18 protein-coding genes, 1 tRNA gene and 1 riboswitch are annotated in these 17,319 nt (G+C 64.3%); of the genes, 9 read left to right on the forward strand and 10 right to left on the reverse strand.

Features of this window, described 5'->3' with window-relative positions; all coding sequences use genetic code 11:
* Positions 1-49 precede the first annotated feature (49 nt).
* Positions 50-1,051, forward strand: a complete 1,002-nt coding sequence (locus GRI42_RS12935; RefSeq protein ID WP_160608879.1) for a zinc transporter ZntB — start codon at positions 50-52, stop codon at positions 1,049-1,051.
* A 3-nt stretch (positions 1,052-1,054) separates the two neighbouring features.
* Here the strand turns inward: GRI42_RS12935 and GRI42_RS12940 are convergent, their stop codons facing one another.
* Genes GRI42_RS12940 through GRI42_RS12955 form a run of 4 tightly spaced genes read right to left on the reverse strand, consistent with a single transcriptional unit; the run spans position 1,055 to position 3,049 of the window.
* Positions 1,055-1,696, reverse strand: coding sequence for an NrsF family protein (locus tag GRI42_RS12940; protein ID WP_160608880.1), 642 nt, complete (start codon positions 1,694-1,696; stop codon positions 1,055-1,057).
* Positions 1,697-1,698: 2 nt separating this feature from the next.
* Positions 1,699-2,229 carry a sigma-70 family RNA polymerase sigma factor gene (locus GRI42_RS12945; RefSeq protein WP_160608881.1) on the reverse strand — a complete coding sequence of 177 codons (531 nt, stop codon included), beginning with the start codon at positions 2,227-2,229 and terminating at the stop codon, positions 1,699-1,701.
* Between the two features lie 25 nt (positions 2,230-2,254).
* Positions 2,255-2,713, reverse strand: coding sequence for a DoxX family protein (locus tag GRI42_RS12950; RefSeq protein WP_160608882.1), 459 nt, complete (start codon positions 2,711-2,713; stop codon positions 2,255-2,257).
* Between the two features lie 48 nt (positions 2,714-2,761).
* Positions 2,762-3,049, reverse strand: coding sequence for a BufA1 family periplasmic bufferin-type metallophore (locus GRI42_RS12955; protein WP_160608883.1), 288 nt, complete (start codon positions 3,047-3,049; stop codon positions 2,762-2,764).
* Between the two features lie 185 nt (positions 3,050-3,234).
* Here GRI42_RS12955 and bufA2 point away from each other — a divergent pair, with 185 nt between their 5' ends.
* From bufA2 to GRI42_RS12970, 3 genes are all read left to right on the forward strand, one after another.
* Positions 3,235-3,522: a BufA2 family periplasmic bufferin-type metallophore gene (bufA2, locus tag GRI42_RS12960; RefSeq protein ID WP_199800467.1), complete on the forward strand. Its 288-nt coding sequence runs from the start codon at positions 3,235-3,237 to the stop codon at positions 3,520-3,522.
* Between the two features lie 106 nt (positions 3,523-3,628).
* Complete coding sequence (bufB, locus tag GRI42_RS12965; RefSeq protein ID WP_160608884.1) at positions 3,629-4,456, forward strand: MNIO family bufferin maturase; 828 nt, start codon at positions 3,629-3,631, stop codon at positions 4,454-4,456.
* The gene (locus GRI42_RS12970; protein ID WP_160608885.1) at positions 4,453-5,205 is read left to right on the forward strand and encodes an HvfC/BufC family peptide modification chaperone; all 753 of its coding nucleotides are present in this window, start codon (positions 4,453-4,455) and stop codon (positions 5,203-5,205) included. Before bufB ends, GRI42_RS12970 begins: the two co-directional genes overlap by 4 nt.
* Here GRI42_RS12970 and GRI42_RS12975 read toward each other — a convergent pair.
* Both GRI42_RS12975 and GRI42_RS12980 read right to left on the reverse strand, forming a co-directional pair.
* On the reverse strand, positions 5,199-6,164 hold the full coding sequence (locus GRI42_RS12975) for an SDR family NAD(P)-dependent oxidoreductase (protein WP_160608886.1): 966 nt from the start codon (positions 6,162-6,164) through the stop codon (positions 5,199-5,201). The two genes, GRI42_RS12970 and GRI42_RS12975, sit on opposite strands and share 7 nt — an antisense overlap.
* Before the next feature lie 98 nt (positions 6,165-6,262).
* The gene (locus tag GRI42_RS12980; RefSeq protein ID WP_160608887.1) at positions 6,263-7,504 is read right to left on the reverse strand and encodes a mechanosensitive ion channel; all 1,242 of its coding nucleotides are present in this window, start codon (positions 7,502-7,504) and stop codon (positions 6,263-6,265) included.
* A 109-nt stretch (positions 7,505-7,613) separates the two neighbouring features.
* Between GRI42_RS12980 and GRI42_RS12985 the strand changes: the two genes are divergently transcribed.
* Positions 7,614-8,621 (forward strand): isoaspartyl peptidase/L-asparaginase family protein, encoded by a 1,008-nt coding sequence (locus GRI42_RS12985; protein WP_160608888.1) that lies wholly within the window; start codon positions 7,614-7,616, stop codon positions 8,619-8,621.
* Between the two features lie 205 nt (positions 8,622-8,826).
* Complete coding sequence (locus GRI42_RS12990) at positions 8,827-9,276, forward strand: hypothetical protein (RefSeq protein WP_160608889.1); 450 nt, start codon at positions 8,827-8,829, stop codon at positions 9,274-9,276.
* A gap of 58 nt (positions 9,277-9,334) precedes the next feature.
* Here GRI42_RS12990 and GRI42_RS12995 read toward each other — a convergent pair whose 3' ends face one another.
* Positions 9,335-10,228: a prephenate dehydratase gene (locus GRI42_RS12995; protein ID WP_160608890.1), complete on the reverse strand. Its 894-nt coding sequence runs from the start codon at positions 10,226-10,228 to the stop codon at positions 9,335-9,337.
* Positions 10,229-10,361: 133 nt separating this feature from the next.
* Here GRI42_RS12995 and GRI42_RS13000 point away from each other — a divergent pair, with 133 nt between their 5' ends.
* On the forward strand, positions 10,362-11,063 hold the full coding sequence (locus GRI42_RS13000) for a c-type cytochrome (RefSeq protein WP_160608891.1): 702 nt from the start codon (positions 10,362-10,364) through the stop codon (positions 11,061-11,063).
* A gap of 61 nt (positions 11,064-11,124) precedes the next feature.
* Here the strand turns inward: GRI42_RS13000 and GRI42_RS13005 are convergent, their stop codons facing one another.
* Positions 11,125-11,790, reverse strand: a complete 666-nt coding sequence (locus tag GRI42_RS13005) for an RlmE family RNA methyltransferase (protein WP_160608892.1) — start codon at positions 11,788-11,790, stop codon at positions 11,125-11,127.
* The gene (locus GRI42_RS13010) at positions 11,783-13,018 is read right to left on the reverse strand and encodes a Ppx/GppA phosphatase family protein (protein WP_160608893.1); all 1,236 of its coding nucleotides are present in this window, start codon (positions 13,016-13,018) and stop codon (positions 11,783-11,785) included. The genes GRI42_RS13005 and GRI42_RS13010 overlap by 8 nt, the downstream gene beginning before the upstream one ends.
* Positions 13,019-13,197: 179 nt before the next feature.
* On the opposite strand from GRI42_RS13010, the gene GRI42_RS13015 reads away from it, so the two are divergent.
* Both GRI42_RS13015 and thiC read left to right on the forward strand, forming a co-directional pair.
* A tRNA-Gln gene (locus GRI42_RS13015) sits at positions 13,198-13,271 on the forward strand.
* 111 nt (positions 13,272-13,382) lie between these two features.
* Positions 13,383-13,494: riboswitch (TPP riboswitch) on the forward strand.
* 37 nt (positions 13,495-13,531) lie between these two features.
* Complete coding sequence (gene thiC / locus GRI42_RS13020; RefSeq protein WP_160608894.1) at positions 13,532-15,433, forward strand: phosphomethylpyrimidine synthase ThiC; 1,902 nt, start codon at positions 13,532-13,534, stop codon at positions 15,431-15,433.
* A gap of 5 nt (positions 15,434-15,438) precedes the next feature.
* Here thiC and GRI42_RS13025 read toward each other — a convergent pair whose 3' ends face one another.
* The gene (locus tag GRI42_RS13025; RefSeq protein ID WP_160608895.1) at positions 15,439-16,620 is read right to left on the reverse strand and encodes a DUF3644 domain-containing protein; all 1,182 of its coding nucleotides are present in this window, start codon (positions 16,618-16,620) and stop codon (positions 15,439-15,441) included.
* Positions 16,621-17,319 lie beyond the last annotated feature (699 nt).

Here is a 17,319-nt window from a genome sequence, read left to right on the forward strand (position 1 = left end):
TCGATGAAGGGGCAATGACAGGCCGCACGACTTGGGGCATGAGACGCGCATGAGCGAAGCGACCGACGAAATCTCGACCCAGGCCCCGCTGTTGTTCGGGCGCGTGATGGACGGCAAGGGCGGGGCCCGGCCGATCGGCTGGGACGAGGCGCAGGGATGGACGCCACAGTCGCCGGACGAAGTGCTGTGGCTGCACCTTCGCCGCGATTTTGCAGGCACGCGCCTGTGGCTCGAAAACGAGCTCTGCATGCCCGAACCCACTGCAGAGCTGCTGACCAGCGACCAGACCCGGCCGCGCGCCTTTCGCGAGGACGATACGCTGGTGGCGACGCTGAGGGGCATCAACTTCAATCCCGGCGCAGAGCCGGAAGACATGATCTCGATGCAGCTGTGGAGTGACGGCCAGCGCCTCATTACCCTGCGCCGCGCGCCGATGCAGACCCCGCGCGAGGTCATGGGCATGCTCGACCGCGGTGACGGCCCGCTCGACGCAGGTGGTACCATCACGCTGCTTGCGGAACTGCTCATCACCCGGATGAGCCAGTCGATCGTCGACATGAACCAAGTGCTGGACGATCTCGAGGAAGAGGACCCGGAAAAGGACCCCGAAGGGATGCTGAAGCGCATCTCCACCATCCGGCGCAACTGCCTCAGCCTCAAGCGCCACATGGCCCCGCAGCACGAGGCGCTGGAACAGATCAGCCGCGATTCGCCCGACTGGTTCGAGGAAGAGGACCGCCGCGAGATCGCCGAAAGCATCGCGCGCCTGCGGCGCTATCTCGACGATATCGACATCAGCAAGGAAAGCGCTGTCGTGCTGCAGGACGAACTGCGCGCCCGCAGCCTCGCCAGCAGCGAACACGCGACTTACATGCTGACCATTGTGGCAGGCATCTTCCTGCCACTGTCGTTCCTGACCGGCCTGCTCGGCATCAATGTCGGCGGTATGCCGGGAGCCGATAATCCCGAGGCGTTCTGGGTAGTGGTGACCGCTTGCCTTGCGGTTTTCGTTACGCTGATCGTGGTCTTCCGCCGCCTGCGCTGGCTCTAGGCGCTACCAGCGCACCAGAGGGGGCACGGCGATCCTGCCGGCGAGACCCATCAGCGCAACCGGCGCGACATGCCAGATGCCGAGATGGTCGATGCTGTCGATGGGGCAGGCAAGGCCGTAAGCGAAGCTGCCGATGGCGCCTGCCGCAATGCCGGTGAACAGACCTGCCGCACCCAGCGAGACAGGCGCGCCGCGGCGCAGCCACAGGACCAACGCTGTCGCCGTCACCAGGCCGAAGCCCGCGCCTGCAAGGAAGCACTCGAAGCCGTAGGGATCGCTCGACACCGCCGCGTAGAGGCCGCCGCCACCCAGCGCCAGCAGTGCGGTCAGGGGGAGCAGGCCCAGCATGGCCGCCGACCAGCGCGCGCCTTCATGGCGGTTGCCGACGCGCGGGCTCGCCATGGAAACGACCGCGCCCGCCGCTGCCACGGCAAGCAGGCCCAGCATGCCGTTGGCGATGAAGAAGATGCTCGACGCAGCGCCAGTGGCGATGCCGCGCCACAGCCCGTCGACCAGTTCGACCAGCACCACGGTGGCAAGCGCGGACAGCGCGACCAGCAGCGCGCCGTGCCAGGGGCGGATCGGGGCGACGGGGGCGAGATCGTCCGCCAGTTCGTCGATAAGCGGATTGGGGACCCGGTTCATTGTTATTCGGCCTTTTCTACGAGCGCGGACAGCTTCTTCAGCCCGCGATGGATGTTCACCTTGACCAGGCTTTCGCTCTGCCCGGTCCGTTCTGCGGCTTCCGCGATAGAAAGCCCCTCTATCTTGACCAGTTCGATAACCTCGACCTGCCGGTCGGGCAGGTGCACGAACAACCGTTCCAGGCTTATGCGGGCCATCACTGCCTCTTCCTCGCTGTCTTCGGCGGCGTCATGGTCGCCCAGCTCGTCTTCCGCACTGCGGTAGACCTTGCGCAGGTGATCGACCCAGCGATAGCGCGCGATGGCGGCGAGCCAGGGGTAGAAGGCGCGGGTGGGGTCCCAGGTGGCGCGCTTGGCATGGACGGCCATCATCACCTCCTGCACCAAGTCATCGAGCTGCGCGGGCGGCACGCGTTTCCTGAAATAGCGCGCCAGCCACAGCTGCACTTCGCCCAGGAGGACGCGGTACATCTCGCGGTCGCCCCTTTGCGCGGCCGCCATCATGTGCGCCATGCTGGCTTCGTCGGCGATCATCGCTGCCCCTCTATGCTCATGGCTATCACGCCGCCCGCCGCGAGGCGAGCAGCGCATCGAGCGACAGCGTCCCGCCGCCGCGCGAGACGAGGATCGCCGCCATGGCGACCCAGGCGACATGCGTACTCCACCAGGCCTCCGGATAGACGAAAAACTGGATCACCAGCGTCATTCCCAGCAGCGACAACGCGGCAAAGCGCGTGAACAATCCGACGACCAGGAGGGCGGGGAACAAGTGCTCGGCGTAGGTGGCCAGCGGCGCCGCGATGTCGGCGGGCAGGGGCAGGCCGGTATATTCGTATTCGAACAGGAAGACGGCATTATCGCTGACAGTCAGCGCCGAGCCGTCCTCCACCTTGGTGCGGCCCGATCGCCAGAAAATCCCGGCCAGCGCCACGCGGGTGAGAAGCAGTGCCAGGCTTTCCGGCCCACGCGATGCGAGCCAGACGGCCAAGCGGTCGTAGGGGGTCAGTACTCGCTGCATGTCTCACCTCGTCATGGGCTGGCCGGGCAGGCGGGAGGGACGCGTGGCTCAGCGCTTTACAGGCGTGAGCGAACCCTTGCCCTTGGGCGTGGAGATGGTTTCGCAGCTGCCCTTCTTGACCAGCTTCCAGGCATCGCCCTGCCAGTCACGGGTGGACGTGCCCGCGCAGCTGGTGCCGGGACCGGCGGCGCAGTCGTTCTCGCCTGCCTTGGCGACGCCGTAGCACTTCTCCATCGCGGGCTTCTTCTGCGCAGCGGCGGGGCTGGCGGCGAGCGTGGCGGCGATGCCGGCGGTCAGGGCAAGACCCGCAAGGCGGGCGATTGATTGATTGTGCATGGCAAGTCTTTCTTGTTCTCGAATGCTGTGTCGGGGCGGGGGCGCCGCAACTGGCAGGTCATTCGGGGCGAGAGGCGGGGCGGTTACGCCGGATCGCGAAAAAATTGCCTGTAACCGCCCGCTTGCCGGGCGCGAAGGATGCCGGGTGCACCGACGCACGCATCAGATCACAAGGAATGGATGCCATGAACCTCGCTACCCGCAAGACCGCCACTGCAGCCGCCGCCGCGGCCTTTGCCCTTTCTTCGATGAGCGCGTTTGCCGCGCCTGCCCCTGCCGGCAGCAGCGGCGCCGCGATCGCCGCCGAAGATACCGTCCACTGCTACGGCGTGCACAGCTGCAAGGGGCAGGCCGACTGCGCCACCAGCGAGAACGCATGCAAGGGCCAGAACGAATGCAAGGGCCACGGCTTCAAGGCGATGAAGGCGGGCCAGTGCCTGACCAAGGGCGGGACGATCGGCGACATCGGCTGATCCTCACTGCCCCAAGCGGGCGGCCCGGCTTGCGGGGGATCCTCCCCCTTCGTGTCCCCCGACGCCCCTCACCGGGTCGCCTTTTCCCATGCTGCCGGAGACACCCATGACGAGTATCGCTCCCTTCCACGGCTTCGGCCTCGGTCTCAGGCGGACGCATTATGCGGACTTCCTCGAAGGCGACGTGCCGGTCGATTTCGTCGAGGTGATTTCGGAAAACTACATGGTGGAAGGCGGCAAGCCGCTGCGCATCCTCGAACAGGTACGTGCGAAGCATCCGGTGATCCTCCACGGCGTGTCGCTGTCGATCGGCTCGGCCTACGGGCTGGACCATGATTACCTTGCGAAGCTGAAAGCGCTGGCCGACCGGATCGAGCCGCTCTGGGTGTCCGACCATTTGTGCTGGACGCGCAACAGCGCGCACAATTCGCACGACCTCCTGCCCATGCCGATCACGCGCGAGGCGCTGGAGGTGGTGTGCGAGAATATCGACCGTGCGCAGACTGCGCTCGGCCGCGTAATGTTGTTCGAGAACCCGTCGAGCTATCTCGCCTTTCCGCAGGACGAGATGGCGGAATGGGAGTTCCTCTCCGAAATGGCGCGGCGTACCGGGTGCTACCTGCTGCTCGACGTCAACAACGTCCATGTCAGCGCGCAGAACCGTGGCTTCTCGGCGCAGGACTACATCGCCGGCCTGCCGCTCGATCGCGTGCGGCAGATCCACCTTGCCGGACACACGCTGGGCGAGATCGTCATCGACACCCACGACCGCGCAGTCTGCGGCGAGGTGTGGGCGCTTTATGCGGAAACCATCGCCCGCACCGGTCCGGTCGCCACCATGATCGAGCGCGACGACAAGATTCCGCCGCTGGCAGACCTGCTTGCCGAACTCGACCACGCCCGCGCACTGGCCGCGCAGCGGATCGCGGCATGAGCGCGCTTGCCGAGGCGCAGGACGCGATGCTGGCGCGTATCCTCGACGAGGACCTGCCGCTTCCGGCAGGCTGGACTCCGCGCCACGCGGCGGGGCTTGCGGTCTATCGCAACAACTACCGCTCCGCGCTGGTCGAGGCGCTTCGTTCAACCTTCGAGCGCACCGCGCGACTGGTCGGCGAGGACAGTTTCGAGCGTGCTGCCGCCCATCACCTGATTACCCATCCTCCGGCCAGCTGGACCCTCGATTTTGCAGGCGAGGGGTTCGATGCGACTTGCGCCCAGCTGTTCGTACAGGACCCCGAAGTTGCCGAACTGGCCTGGCTGGAATGGGCAATGCACCGCGCCTTCGTCGCGCGCGATGCCGCTGCGCTCGACGGAGCAGGGTTCGCTGAGGCGACGGCGAGCTACGGCGATGCCGACTGGGCCGGATTGCGGCTGCGCTTCGTGCCCGGCCTCGCGCTACGCACGCTCCGCCACGATGTGAAACTTCTCTGGTCCGAGGGGGAAACGCACCTTCCGGAAGAGGCGGCCTGCTGCATCGTCTGGCGCGAGGGCGAACGGCCTGTCTTCCAGCAGGTGCCCCTGCCCGAAGGCGAGGCGCTGTCCGCCATGATGCAGGGCGCAAGCTTCGCCGAAGCCTGCGAGCTGTTGTCCGGCCTTCTGGGCGAGAAAGAGGCGCCGGCCGCCGCCGGGGCCATGCTCGCACGCTGGCTGGCAGAAGGGCTGGTCGAAGCCCTCGCTCAGTAAGCGAAGGTTTCGCCCACCATTTCCTCGCTCATCGCCCACAGGCGATCGGCATTGCCCTTGTCGATGGCATAGCTGCGCACGCCGCCGCTGGGGCTTTCGTCGTCCTGGTCGGCAACGTGGCAGTTCTCGCAATAGAGGCCGCCTGCGCCTTCCAGCTCTTCCGCTGTGGCTGCCCAGCATGTCGTCGCCGCGCCTTGCGGAATGGACTTGAACGGCTCGGGCGTCTGGCCCGATGCTTCCGCATTCTTGCGGATCCGCTCGACCAGATCGGCCATGTCCTGGTCGGTCATGTGGCGGCTGAGATTGGTCATGATGCCGCCCGGATGCAGCGAATAGGCATGGATGCCCTTGTCGGCGAGCCGGTCTTCGAGGCCCACGGCGAAGAGCACGTTGGCGGTCTTCGACTGGCCGTAGCTCTGCCATTTCTCGTATTCGCGGCGCTCGAAATTGGGATCGTCGAAATCGACCGGCGCGATGTGATGACCGCGGCTCGACAGGTTGACGATGCGCGGACGCTCGCCCTGTTCGAGCAGCGGGACGAGGTGGTTGGTCAGCACGAAATGCCCGAGGTGGTTGGTGCCGAACTGCATCTCGAACCCGTCGGCAGTTTTGGCCTCGTCGCAGGCCATGACCCCTGCGTTGTTGATCAGGAGGTCGATCTTGTCGAACCGCTCGTTCGCCTCTCTTGCTGCTGCACGCACACTGTCGAGCGAGGCGAGGTCGCAGACCAGCGTTTCCACGCTGGCGCCGGTTTCCTGCGAAATTTCCGATGCGGCCTCGGCCAGCTTGCCTTCGTCGCGGCCCGACAGGATCAGATGCGCGCCCTTCGCGCCCATCGCCCGTGCGGTTTCGCGTCCGAGGCCGGAATAGGCGCCGGTGATCAGCACCGTCCTGCCGGTCAGGTCCTTGCCTTCGAGGACTTCGTCCGCCGTGCTTTCGTAACCGAACTTGCTCATCATCCTGTCTCCTCTTGGGCGGGAAGCGGCTTAGCACAAAGGAAAGAGGGCGCGAGACCTTATCGTCCCGCGCCCCCTCTTTGCGTCCCCTTGGGGTCTCGTTATGCGCCCGGCGGCAGCGGGTCGTTGGCCGTGCCCGCCTTGCGTTTCTTGGGCTTCGGAGCAGCGCCTGCGGCACCTGCAAGGTCGCTGTCCATCTGGTCGAGCTTGCGCGCCGCCCAGTCGCGTCCACCGAGGCCGAAGGCGAGCGCGCCTGCAACCGCGACGCCCGCGATTAGGATGGTCAGCGCATTGGCCGGGATCATCCCGCCGATGCCGGTGAACTGTAGGCCCATGAAGACGAACAGGATGATCGTCGCCCAGCGCACGATGGTCGCTGCGGTCGCGTTCTCCCCGTCGCCCGAGATGAGCCGGGCCAGCAGGTTGGCGATGAAGAAGCCGAAAGCGATCACCACCGCGCCGAAGATCACCTTGCCGCCCAGTTCGAGCACGGCATCGAGGATCGCGGTCAGCTCGGGAAAGCCCAGCAGCCTGGTCGCCGCGATGGCGAAGAACAGGATGATGGCAACCTGCACGACGCGGGCGATGATGGTGGATGCGCGGGCATTTTCGCCCATCATGCCGCTTTCTGCCAGCGCCCTGTCGACCCCGAGGCCGGGCAGGACTTCCTTCAGCACCTGCACCACGAACTTGCTGATCAGGTAGCCGATGCCCAGCAGCACCGCGGCCGCGATGATGTTCGGGATGGCGTTGAAGATTAGCTGCAGCATGGAGCTGGCCGGCCGCGAGATGCTCTCGATATTGAGTGCATCGAGCGCCATGATCGCCACGAAGATCACGATCACCGCATAGACGATGGTCGCGATCGTGTTGCTGATCGCGGTGTTGCCGGTGACATTGTCGACACCGCCGCGATTGGCCCATTTGTCGAAATCGACCGTCTGCAGCGTGGTGACGATAAGGTCGCGCACGATCCGCGCCACCATCAGGCCGATGAAGAAAATCAGCCCTGCACCCACCAGATTCGGGATGAAGGCGACGACGTTTTCGAGCAGGCTGTCGACCGGCCCTGCCACTGCGCCGAGGCCCAGTACCTGCAGGATTACCAGCAGGCCGAACAGCCAGATCAGCAGCGAAACGATCTTGCCGAGCGATGCCCCCAGCGAAGAACCGCTGCCGGTGCCGCGCTGGAAGAAGGATATGTTGTCGACCAGCTTGGCGAATGCCCACTTGGCCGCTTTCGCCGCAGCCCAGGTTATGAGCAGGACGATAAGTGCAAGTCCGACTTTTTCGATGACGCTCATCGCCACCTCTTGGTCGAAGCGATATCTACCGATTTGCATGAAACCTCTCCCCATTGGTTCCCCTACGGCATGGCCTATCACGCTGTCGGAAATATCCAAAAATCCACGAAAGACTGGAGTGGATAACTTTGGCTGCTATCACGCTCGCATGAGAGGATTTTTCACCCGCTTCGCTATCGCGGCTTCGGGCTTCGCGCTCGCCGTTTCGCACCCCGTCTCGGCGCAGGACCATGCGCAGGCCGGGTGGTCGCTCGCCATCCATGGCGGGGCCGGCACCATCGCGCGCGACAGCATGACGCCAGAAGAAGACGCCGCGCACCGCGCTGCCTTGCAGGCCGCGCTCGATGCTGGCGCGAAGGTGCTGGCCGAAGGCGGCAGCGCGCTCGACGCGATCGAGGCGGCGATCCTGATCATGGAAGACGAGCCGCGTTTCAACGCGGGCAAGGGCGCGGTCTATACCTGGGACGCGACGCACGAACTCGATGCCTCGATCATGGACGGCCGTACGCGCGATGCCGGCGCGGTCGCAGGCGTCACCACCGTGCGCAACCCCATCCTGCTCGCGCGCAAGGTGATGACCGACAGCCCGCACGTGATGCTGTCGGGCAAGGGCGCGGAAACTTTCGCTGCCGAACAGGGCATCGAGCTGGTCCCGCCGAGCTATTTCGATACCGAGTTCCGCCTGAAGGCGCTGGAGCGGATGAAGGCGAAACAGCTGTCCGCGCTCGATGTGGACGTCAAATTCGGCACGGTCGGCGCAGTGGCGCTCGATAAGCACGGCAACATGGCTGCAGGCACCTCCACCGGCGGCATGACGGGCAAGCGCTGGGGCCGCGTGGGCGATGCGCCAATCATCGGGGCCGGCACCTATGCCGACGACCGCGCCTGCGCCGTGTCGGCGACCGGCTGGGGTGAATTCTTCATCCGCGTGGGCGTCGCCCGTTCGATCTGCGCACTCATGGAATACGAGGATCAAAGCGCGCAGGCTGCCAGCGACGCGGTCATGGACGACGTCAAGGCGCTGGGCGGCGATGGCGGCGTGATCGTCGTCTCTCCGTCGGGCGAGGCTGTCTTCAGCTTCAACACCGCCGGCATGTACCGCGGCCGCGCCACCAGCGCAGGCATCAACGAAGTCGCCATCTACGGCGACGAATAGCTCCGAGTCGCGAGGGGAGTCGACTGGTCGCGAAAGACGCGATTGGCCATGCTTTTCAGGCGTTTGCGCCGGTCTTTTGACTCTCGGGACGGCAAGGCGCAGCCTGCCGCCAGCGTTGGGGGACGAAAATCCATCACAACGGGCCGCATAAGGTCCTGACGCCGAAGTCACGGGTCGTTCAACTCGTCACCTAGGAGTCATAACCATGAAATCACTTACCAAAGCCGTGCTCGCCGCGGGCGCGCTGCTTGTCGCCATGCCGCAGGCTGCCGTGGCGCAGGACCAGTACCCGCTCAAGGGCGCGGAATGGATCGAGGTCACCGGCATCAGCCTCGAGGACGGCGGGGGCCTCCAATATGCCAACTGGCTGGCAGGCGAATGGCGCAAGCGCATGGACTATGCTGTCTCGCAGGGCTGGATCGAAAGCTACGAGATCTGGTCGAACACCCACGCGCGCCAGGGTGAACCCGACATGTGGCTCCTCACCCGCTTCGACGATTTCGAAAGCAACGAGGAATTCGAAGCGCGCAACAAGCAGATGCGCGCCTTCATGCAGCGCAACATCCAGCAGCTTCAGGCCGAAAGCGGCGACCGCGCGAAATACCGCACCGTGCTGGGCGATGTGCTGATCAAGCGCCTCGTCTGGCGCGACTGACGATTGCCCCCCGGGAGAAGGCGGGTCGCCCTGCGGCCCGTCTTCTCTTGCCCTGCGCCTACCCGCGCTTGCGGGCGCGCGGATAGCTGCCGAGCAGGCGGACCTCGTTGGTCTGGAACGCCAGTTCCTCAAGCGCCGTATCGACCCGCGCATCGCCCGGCGCGCCTTCGATATCGGCGAAGAACATGGTCGCCGCGAAGCTTGCGCCCTTCTGGTAGCTTTCCAGCTTGGTCATGTTGACGCCGTTCGTGGCAAAGCAGCCCAGCGCCTTGTAAAGTGCGGCGGGGATATTCTTCACCTCGAAGATGAAGGTCGTCATGGCATCGACACCGGCCAGCGCGCCCGGTGCGAGCGGTTCCTTCGCCAGCACGACGAAGCGCGTGGTGTTGTCATGCGCGTCCTCGACCGCGTCTTCCACGATCTTGAGGCCGTAGAGATCGGCGGCAAGCGGCGGGGCGATTGCTGCGATGTTTGCCTCGCCGGTTTCCGCCACATAGGCCGCAGCGCCCGCCGTATCGGCATAGCTCATGCCGGTGATGCCGCGCGCGCGCAGGAATTCGCGCGACTGGCCGAGCGCCTGCGGATGGCTGTAGGCCGCTTCGAACGGGCCGTCGCCGACCGCCATCAGCGCATGGGTGATGCGCATGAAATGTTCGGCCACGATCGCCAGCCCGCTTTCAGGCAGCAGGAAGTGGATATCCGCCACGCGGCCGTGCTGGCTGTTCTCGATCGGGATCATCGCGCAGCCGGCCGCGCCGCTCTTCACTGCGTCGAGCGCATCCTCGAAGCTGAAACAGGGCAGGGGCAGCGCTTCGGGCGCGAACTGCATCGCCGCCTGGTGCGAATTGGAACCGGGCGCACCGCCGAAAGCGATGGCGCGCGCGGGTTCCCCGGCGGCGGCGGCGCGCATGGAATCGACCATGGCGAGGGCGGGCTTGGCGAAATTACGCATGGGAAGCCGCTGCTAGGCACCACTTGCACCCATCGCAAGCGCTATTGCACAGGGCGGACTTGCACGAAGGCGCGCACGGCACTAGAGCGGCGCGCAACCATAGACCACACGGATTCTCGCAGGTTCTCACGCAATGGACGACCGTTTCAACACCACCGCCGGCTGGGTACTCTTCTCCGGCATCGTGGCCCTCGGGGCATCGATCGCTTCGGGCATGTACTTCCATGCCGACAGCCATGACTATCCCGAAGGCAAGGATTTCGGCTTCTTCATCGAAGGTGAAGAAGAAGAAGGCGGCGCCGATTCCGGTCCCGATCTCGGCACGCTGCTCGCTGCTGCCGACGCGACTGCCGGCGAAGCCGTCTTCGCCAAGTGCAGTGCCTGCCACACGATCAACCAGGGCGGCGCCAACGGCATCGGCCCGAACCTGTGGGGCGTGCTCGGCACCCCGATCGGCGCACATGCTGCCGGTTTCGCTTACAGCTCGGCGCTGAAGGACAAGGGCGGCACCTGGGACTATGCGGCAATGGACGCATGGCTCGCCAACCCGCGCGGTTTCGCCAACGGCACCAAGATGAGCTTTGCCGGTCTTTCGAAGCCGGAAGACCGTGCCAATGTCATCGCCTACATGAAGGCGAACGGCGGCGGCCCCGACTATCCGGCCCCGGCCGCTCCGGCAGAAGAAGCCGCGGCTGACGCACCCGGCGCGGGCGAAGGTCCGGTCGAAGGCGCACCGGTCGACGGCGCGGAAGCTGCCGGCGCGATGAGCGCGGACCAGCCCGTCGCTGCGGGCAATGCGGCCACCGACACCGGCGGCGCGACCAAGGTCGACTGAGCCTAACGGCTTCAGGCAAATTTGACGAAAGGCCCCGCTTCGGCGGGGTTTTTCTTTGCCCTCAGGCCTCGCCCTTGAAACCCTGGGCGATGACGTACCACTCGCTCGAGCCCTTGCGGCTGGCGGGCGGCTTGGCGTGCTTGACCGTCTTGAAGTGCTTCTTGAGCAGGGCGAGCAGGTCCGCATCGGTCCCGCCGGCCAGCACCTTGGCCAGGAAGGTTCCGCCCTTGTCGAGGTTCTCTACTGCGAACCAAGCGCCCGCCTCGACCAGGCCCATGGTGCGCAGATGGTCGGTCTGCTTGTGGCCCACGGTGTTGGCGGCCATGTCGCTCATCACGAGGTCCGCTTTGCCGCCCAGCGCCTCTTCGAGCACGCGCGGCGCATCGTCGTCCATGAAATCCATCTGGAAGATCGTCACGCCCTCGATCGGTTCGACCTCGAGGAGGTCGATGCCGACCACCTGCGCCTTGGGCCGCAGTTTGCGCACCACCTGGCTCCAGCCGCCCGGCGCAATGCCGAGGTCGACCACGCGTTCGACGCCTTTCAGCAGGCCGAATTTCTCGTCCAGCTCGATCAGCTTGTAGGCCGCGCGGCTGCGATACCCCTCGGCCTTGGCCTGCTTCACGTAAGGGTCGTTCAGCTGCCGCTGCAGCCAGCGCGTCGACGACGCGGTGCGCTTCTTGGCGGTGCGAACCCGCGTGTCGCGATCCTTGCCCGACCTAGACATCCTGTTCCCTCATCCTTTGCAGCGCGGCGCGGCTGCGCTCGCCATCGGCATCGGCGGCCATCAGGCTGCGCAGGATGCCTTCGCGGATCCCGCGGTCGGCCACGCCCAGCGTCTGCGAGGGCCAGATGTCGAGGATCGATTCGAGGATGGCGCAGCCCGCCACCACCAGGTTCGCGCGGTCATCCCCGATGCAGGGCAATTCCTGCCGTTCCGCCCCGCTCATGCGGGACAGGCGCGTGGAGATATCGCGCATGGCCTTCGATTCGAGGATCAGCCCGTCGACCGCGCGCCGGTCGTATTGCGGCAGTTCGAGGTGCAGGCTGGCCAGCGTGGTCACCGTCCCGCTGGTGCCCAGCAGGCGGATCGGGTGCTTGCCCCGCGCGTGTTCGGCGATGCGCTTGGCAAAGGGCTTGAAACTGTCGCCCACGGTGCGGCGCATGCGCGTGTAGCGGTCGAGCCGGGTTTCGAGGCTCTCGTCCGATCCGGTCACCGTGTCGGTGAGCGAGACGACGCCCCAGGGCACGCTCATCCAGTCGAGGATGCGCGGGACCGCGCCGCTCGGCTCCACCAGCACCAGTTCGGTCGAACCACCGCCGATGTCGAAGATCACTGCCGGGCCGGGACCGTCTTCGAGCAGGATGTGGCAGCCCAGTACGGCGAGGCGCGCCTCTTCCTGCGCGGAAATGATGTCGAGCACGATGCCCGTTTCCTGCCGCACGCGTTCGATGAACTCCTCGCCGTTGGAGGCGCGGCGACAGGCTTCGGTCGCGACCGAGCGGGCGAGGTGGACGTGGCGGCGGCGCAGCTTTTCGGCGCAGACGTGCAGCGCGGCCAGCGTACGCTCCATCGCCGCGTCCGACAGGCGGCCGCTGGCGGCCAGCCCCTCGCCGAGGCGCACCACGCGGCTGAAGGCGTCGATGACCGTGAAATTCTCGCCCGAGGGGCGGGCTATCAGGAGGCGGCAGTTGTTGGTGCCGAGGTCGAGCGCGGCATAGGCCTGCCGCCGCTGGAAACCGCGTTCCGCGGGCGCTGCCTGCCGGTTGTTGTCGATCGGGTTGGCCTGCTTGTCCGCCGCGCGCGGTTTCGCAGGGCGCGGGGCCGGCTTTCTGCCGGGCTTGCTATCGGGCCGGGAGGGGCGCTTGTAGCGGAAATCGGCTACCTTGCCGGACGTGCCGCCCCTGTTCTTACCAGGCCCCCTTTTACTGTCCGGCGGAGAATGATCCGCCATGGGGTGTCTTCTTTCTATCCTCCCGCACGAACCAACGCGCACGGGGACTTGCCGCCGACGCTAGCGCCACATGACGTTTCGGGCAAGCAGAAGGGTTGACCGGGCGCGCCAGCGAAACTAAGTGCGCCCCCTCTCCCGGAGCGGTGCGCGATTCTCGGCGCCCCGACCGGCGATGCTGATGCCCCGTCGTCTAATGGTAAGACTACGGACTCTGACTCCGTCAATTGAGGTTCGAATCCTCACGGGGCATCCACTTCTCCCACATTGCCATCGCGATCTGTCCAGCCCGGTGCTGCCTCTACGGCCCGCGCCGTCGCTGAGGCACCATAGGCGCTGGATTCCCCGCGCCGGCTCGGCTAAGCCCCCTTCATCCCCGGGGAGCGAGCTTTCGCTGAGAGGGGCGGATTAAGCACCGCCCGACCCGTCGAACCTGAACCGATTAGCATCGGCGGAGGGAGTGGGCTGGTCGTCGCCAGAACTCCGCTCTCCGTCCGCCTTCTGGAGAGACTTCGCATGGCCGACATCAACAGCAAATTCGACATCGGCGTCACCACCGGCCCGATCCGCGGCAGCCGCAAGGTCCATGTCGGCGCCAAGAGCGGCAGCGGCGTGCGCGTGGCCATGCGCGAGATCGATCTCGAGGGCGGCGAGCCCAGCGTGCGCGTCTACGACACCTCCGGCCCCTACACCGATCCCGATGCGCAGATCGATATCCGCAAGGGGCTGGAGCAGAAGCGCCGCGAGTGGATCCTCGCCCGCGGCGATGTCGAGGAATACGACGCGCGCGAAGTGAAGCCCGAAGATAATGGCCAGCTTGGGCCCGACCGTTCGGGCGGCGTGCCCGCATTCCCGAACGTGGCGAAGAAGGTGCTGCGCGCGAAGCCCGGCATGAACGTCAGCCAGATGCACTACGCCCGCCGCGGCATCATCACGCCCGAGATGGAATACGTCGCCGAGCGCGAGAACCTCGGCCGGGAAATGCTGCGGGACGAGGCCGCGCGCCTCACCGCCCGCAACGACGGCCAGCCCTGGGGCGCATCGCTGCCCGACTACGTCACCCCCGAATTTGTGCGGGACGAGGTGGCGCGGGGCCGCGCGATCATCCCCAACAACATCAACCACCCCGAAACCGAGCCGATGGCGATCGGGCGCAACTTCCTCGTCAAGATCAACGCCAATATCGGCAACTCAGCCGTGGCATCCGACGTGGCGAGCGAGGTCGACAAGATGGTCTGGTCGATCCGCTGGGGCGCGGACACGGTCATGGACCTTTCGACAGGCCGCAACATCCACGACACGCGCGAATGGATCATCCGCAACTCGCCCGTCCCCATCGGCACTGTGCCGATCTACCAGGCGCTGGAAAAGGTCGGGGGCATTGCCGAGGACCTGACCTGGGAAATCTTCCGCGACACGCTGATCGAACAGGCCGAACAGGGCGTCGACTATTTCACCATCCACGCAGGGGTCCGCCTGCCCTATGTCCCGATGACCGCGAAACGCGTCACCGGCATCGTGTCGCGCGGCGGCTCGATCATGGCGAAGTGGTGCCTCGCGCATCACAAGGAGAGCTTCCTCTACGAGCGCTTCGACGAGATCACCGAGATCATGAAGGCTTATGACATCGCCTACTCGCTGGGTGATGGCCTGCGCCCCGGCAGTATCGCCGACGCCAATGACGAAGCCCAGTTCGCCGAGCTCTACACGCTTGGCGAGCTCACCAAGCGCGCCTGGGAACAGGACGTGCAGGTGATGATCGAAGGTCCCGGCCACGTGCCGATGCACAAGATCAAGGAGAACATGGACAAGCAGCTGGAGGCGTGCGGCGAAGCGCCCTTCTACACGCTCGGCCCGCTCGTCACCGATATTGCGCCGGGGTACGACCACATCACCAGCGGCATCGGCGCGGCGCAGATCGGGTGGTACGGCACCGCCATGCTCTGTTACGTCACGCCCAAGGAACACCTCGGCCTGCCCGACCGCGACGATGTGAAGGTGGGCGTGGTGACCTACAAGCTCGCCGCCCACGCTGCCGACCTTGCCAAGGGTCACCCGGCCGCCAAGGTCCGCGACGACGCATTGAGCAAGGCCCGCTTCGAATTTCGCTGGCGCGACCAGTTCAACCTCAGCCTCGACCCCGACACCGCCGAGCAATACCACGACCAGACCCTCCCCGCAGAAGGCGCCAAGACGGCCCACTTCTGCTCGATGTGCGGCCCGAAATTCTGCTCGATGAAGATCACGCAGGAAGTGCGCGACTTCGCCGCGAAGCAGAACTCGGACAGCTACCTGGCGAGCGAGAACATCAAGCGCGAGACCTCTCCGCAAGAGGCCGAGGAAGCGGAGAAGGGCATGGAGGAGATGAGCGAGGTCTACCGCGAGAAGGGCGAGAAATTGTATTTGCCGGAGGGGTAATTTGGCTAGGCCTTCGGCTTGTACCGCTTCAAAGCTTCAAACTCGCTCGGGTTAGAAGCGACTTCCACCAGCAGATCTACCCATTTCTGTGAGTAGGTGTAGTCTTGGTGTGCCGTATGATAGTGGCAGAAATCCTTTTTGCAGTCGGCGGGGTTCTTGGCTTTGCCACGCGGCCGAGCGCCAAATTTCTTCCACGCTAGCTGGTGATGGTGTGAATTGAAGGCGGGGTTTCCGTCTTCACGAACCCTTGCGATCACATCTTTGACTCTGAAAGGCCAAAGCTCATCACCAACCACCTTTTGGGTCAAAACATTCTTCTTCGATTTGCCCTCAGGATTGTTCTGCGAAAAAACGATGTGCGAGTCGCCCTTAGTCGCTTTCTCGAAATGGTAGCTAACCTTGAATTGGTAGTTGGCCCCCTCATTCCCGGTGATCCCAGCCGCCTCAGCAATTAATTGATCAATAGCCTCGATCTGCGGAGTTAGGTCGTAAGTTTGGAGTTCGCTGAGCTGGTCAACGTCCATTTTCGAGAATTGCAGCGCAATCGATAGGCTATCTCGGAGGCCGGAATTTTCGCCAAATAGCTTTCTAATTGTCTGATCGAAATTCAGGCAATTAGCCTGAAAGAGCGGCCAGTATGACCTCCCAATAGAGGACAAAATCTTGTGTTCGACATTATCGCGCAGCGTTTTCACCGCTGTGAGGTTCTTTTTGACGTCGCTTTCGAGCGGGCAATCATCCCTGTTCAACATCTGACTGAGGAGTAGGGAATTGCCATTGGCGTCGGTAATCTCGACGCCTCTACGGTCGTAGTATTCGTGGAGTAAGTAAGTCCAAGAGATCTGACTCAGCACAGGAAAGATCTGGACCTTGAATAGCATCGTCGGACTGTTGAAAATCTCGACAGCCGCAACCATCGCTTCCCTTGCGCGAAACAATCTCTCGTCGTCTATCGGAGATAAACCGCTCTTTAGATCAACAAGCGATTTTTCGTATTTATAACGCTTTATTTCGACTTCAGTAGCGGGTTCGATGTCCCAATCTTTCCAGCCAGCGAGACGCCCTGGATTGATGGTTGGTGTTCTGCCCGTGTTTATTAGCTGTTGGACGTCTTGATAGGTGTTGCCGTCTCCAAGCAACTTCTTGGCAATGCGCTTCTCGTGTTCGGTAAGTGATGCTGTCTTCATGTCGCTACCAAAAGCCTCGCTGCCAATTCTTCCCGATTCCAGCGGACCGCAAAAGCTTCGGAGACTTCAAACCATGATCCGTCGTTCCCTGCGCCGTGGTTCGCTCCCATACATGAGCACTGACATTCATGTCCTTTGGCATTCATGCATGCTGGCGCGCACTTCTCGCTCTCTCGAAAAGGCTGAATTATCCAAACTTCGCCGTAGCGTTTGAGGCACCGTTCTACGAAGTCGTTGAACCAAGCTTTCGGGATTTCCCAATATTTTCCGTCTGCCAACCAAACTGGTCGATCTCGCCTGTCATCACGAAGCCAATCACGGTTGGTACTACTGTATGGGAGGCGCAATCGATGTTTCTGGCCCGGTTTCGCGCGTCGAATGATCACGGGAGTTTCATTCTGATTCCACACTCGCTTTATGTCGGCCATACCAACTCAGTAGCACAATTATTTTAGTCTTATGAGGTGGTTAGGGAGTTCTCCACGAGCTAGCAGAGTTCGGGGGGCAGCATACCTGACCACTAACCCGCGGGGACTAGCTTCTCCACCAGCGCCCTGAGTTCGCTCGGCGTGGTGTGGCCAGCGACGATCTCGTGATAGCCGATGCCCGCCTTGCGCGTCCTTGGCACCCTATCGCTCCGCTGCTTGAGGACGGGCGTCCTACTTCACCGCATCGCGCGCATCCCCGCTAGCCGCAGCG

The organism is Qipengyuania gaetbuli (assembly GCF_009827315.1).
GTDB classification, from domain to species: Bacteria; Pseudomonadota; Alphaproteobacteria; order Sphingomonadales; family Sphingomonadaceae; genus Qipengyuania; species Qipengyuania gaetbuli.

Coding starts and splice junctions, on each gene's coding strand:
- bufA2 (WP_199800467.1), top strand. CDS start 3,235: ATGAACCTCGCTACCCGCAAGACCGCCACTGCAGCCGCCGCCGCGGCC.
- GRI42_RS12990 (WP_160608889.1), top strand. CDS start 8,827: ATGAAATCACTTACCAAAGCCGTGCTCGCCGCGGGCGCGCTGCTTGTC.
- GRI42_RS13010 (WP_160608893.1), bottom strand. CDS start 13,018: ATGGCGGATCATTCTCCGCCGGACAGTAAAAGGGGGCCTGGTAAGAAC.
- GRI42_RS12975 (WP_160608886.1), bottom strand. CDS start 6,164: ATGATGAGCAAGTTCGGTTACGAAAGCACGGCGGACGAAGTCCTCGAA.
- GRI42_RS13000 (WP_160608891.1), top strand. CDS start 10,362: ATGGACGACCGTTTCAACACCACCGCCGGCTGGGTACTCTTCTCCGGC.
- GRI42_RS12985 (WP_160608888.1), top strand. CDS start 7,614: ATGAGAGGATTTTTCACCCGCTTCGCTATCGCGGCTTCGGGCTTCGCG.
- GRI42_RS12980 (WP_160608887.1), bottom strand. CDS start 7,504: ATGCAAATCGGTAGATATCGCTTCGACCAAGAGGTGGCGATGAGCGTC.
- GRI42_RS12995 (WP_160608890.1), bottom strand. CDS start 10,228: ATGCGTAATTTCGCCAAGCCCGCCCTCGCCATGGTCGATTCCATGCGC.
- GRI42_RS13005 (WP_160608892.1), bottom strand. CDS start 11,790: ATGTCTAGGTCGGGCAAGGATCGCGACACGCGGGTTCGCACCGCCAAG.
- GRI42_RS12955 (WP_160608883.1), bottom strand. CDS start 3,049: ATGCACAATCAATCAATCGCCCGCCTTGCGGGTCTTGCCCTGACCGCC.
- GRI42_RS13025 (WP_160608895.1), bottom strand. CDS start 16,620: ATGAAGACAGCATCACTTACCGAACACGAGAAGCGCATTGCCAAGAAG.
- GRI42_RS12945 (WP_160608881.1), bottom strand. CDS start 2,229: ATGATCGCCGACGAAGCCAGCATGGCGCACATGATGGCGGCCGCGCAA.
- GRI42_RS12940 (WP_160608880.1), bottom strand. CDS start 1,696: ATGAACCGGGTCCCCAATCCGCTTATCGACGAACTGGCGGACGATCTC.
- GRI42_RS12970 (WP_160608885.1), top strand. CDS start 4,453: ATGAGCGCGCTTGCCGAGGCGCAGGACGCGATGCTGGCGCGTATCCTC.
- thiC (WP_160608894.1), top strand. CDS start 13,532: ATGGCCGACATCAACAGCAAATTCGACATCGGCGTCACCACCGGCCCG.
- bufB (WP_160608884.1), top strand. CDS start 3,629: ATGACGAGTATCGCTCCCTTCCACGGCTTCGGCCTCGGTCTCAGGCGG.
- GRI42_RS12935 (WP_160608879.1), top strand. CDS start 50: ATGAGCGAAGCGACCGACGAAATCTCGACCCAGGCCCCGCTGTTGTTC.
- GRI42_RS12950 (WP_160608882.1), bottom strand. CDS start 2,713: ATGCAGCGAGTACTGACCCCCTACGACCGCTTGGCCGTCTGGCTCGCA.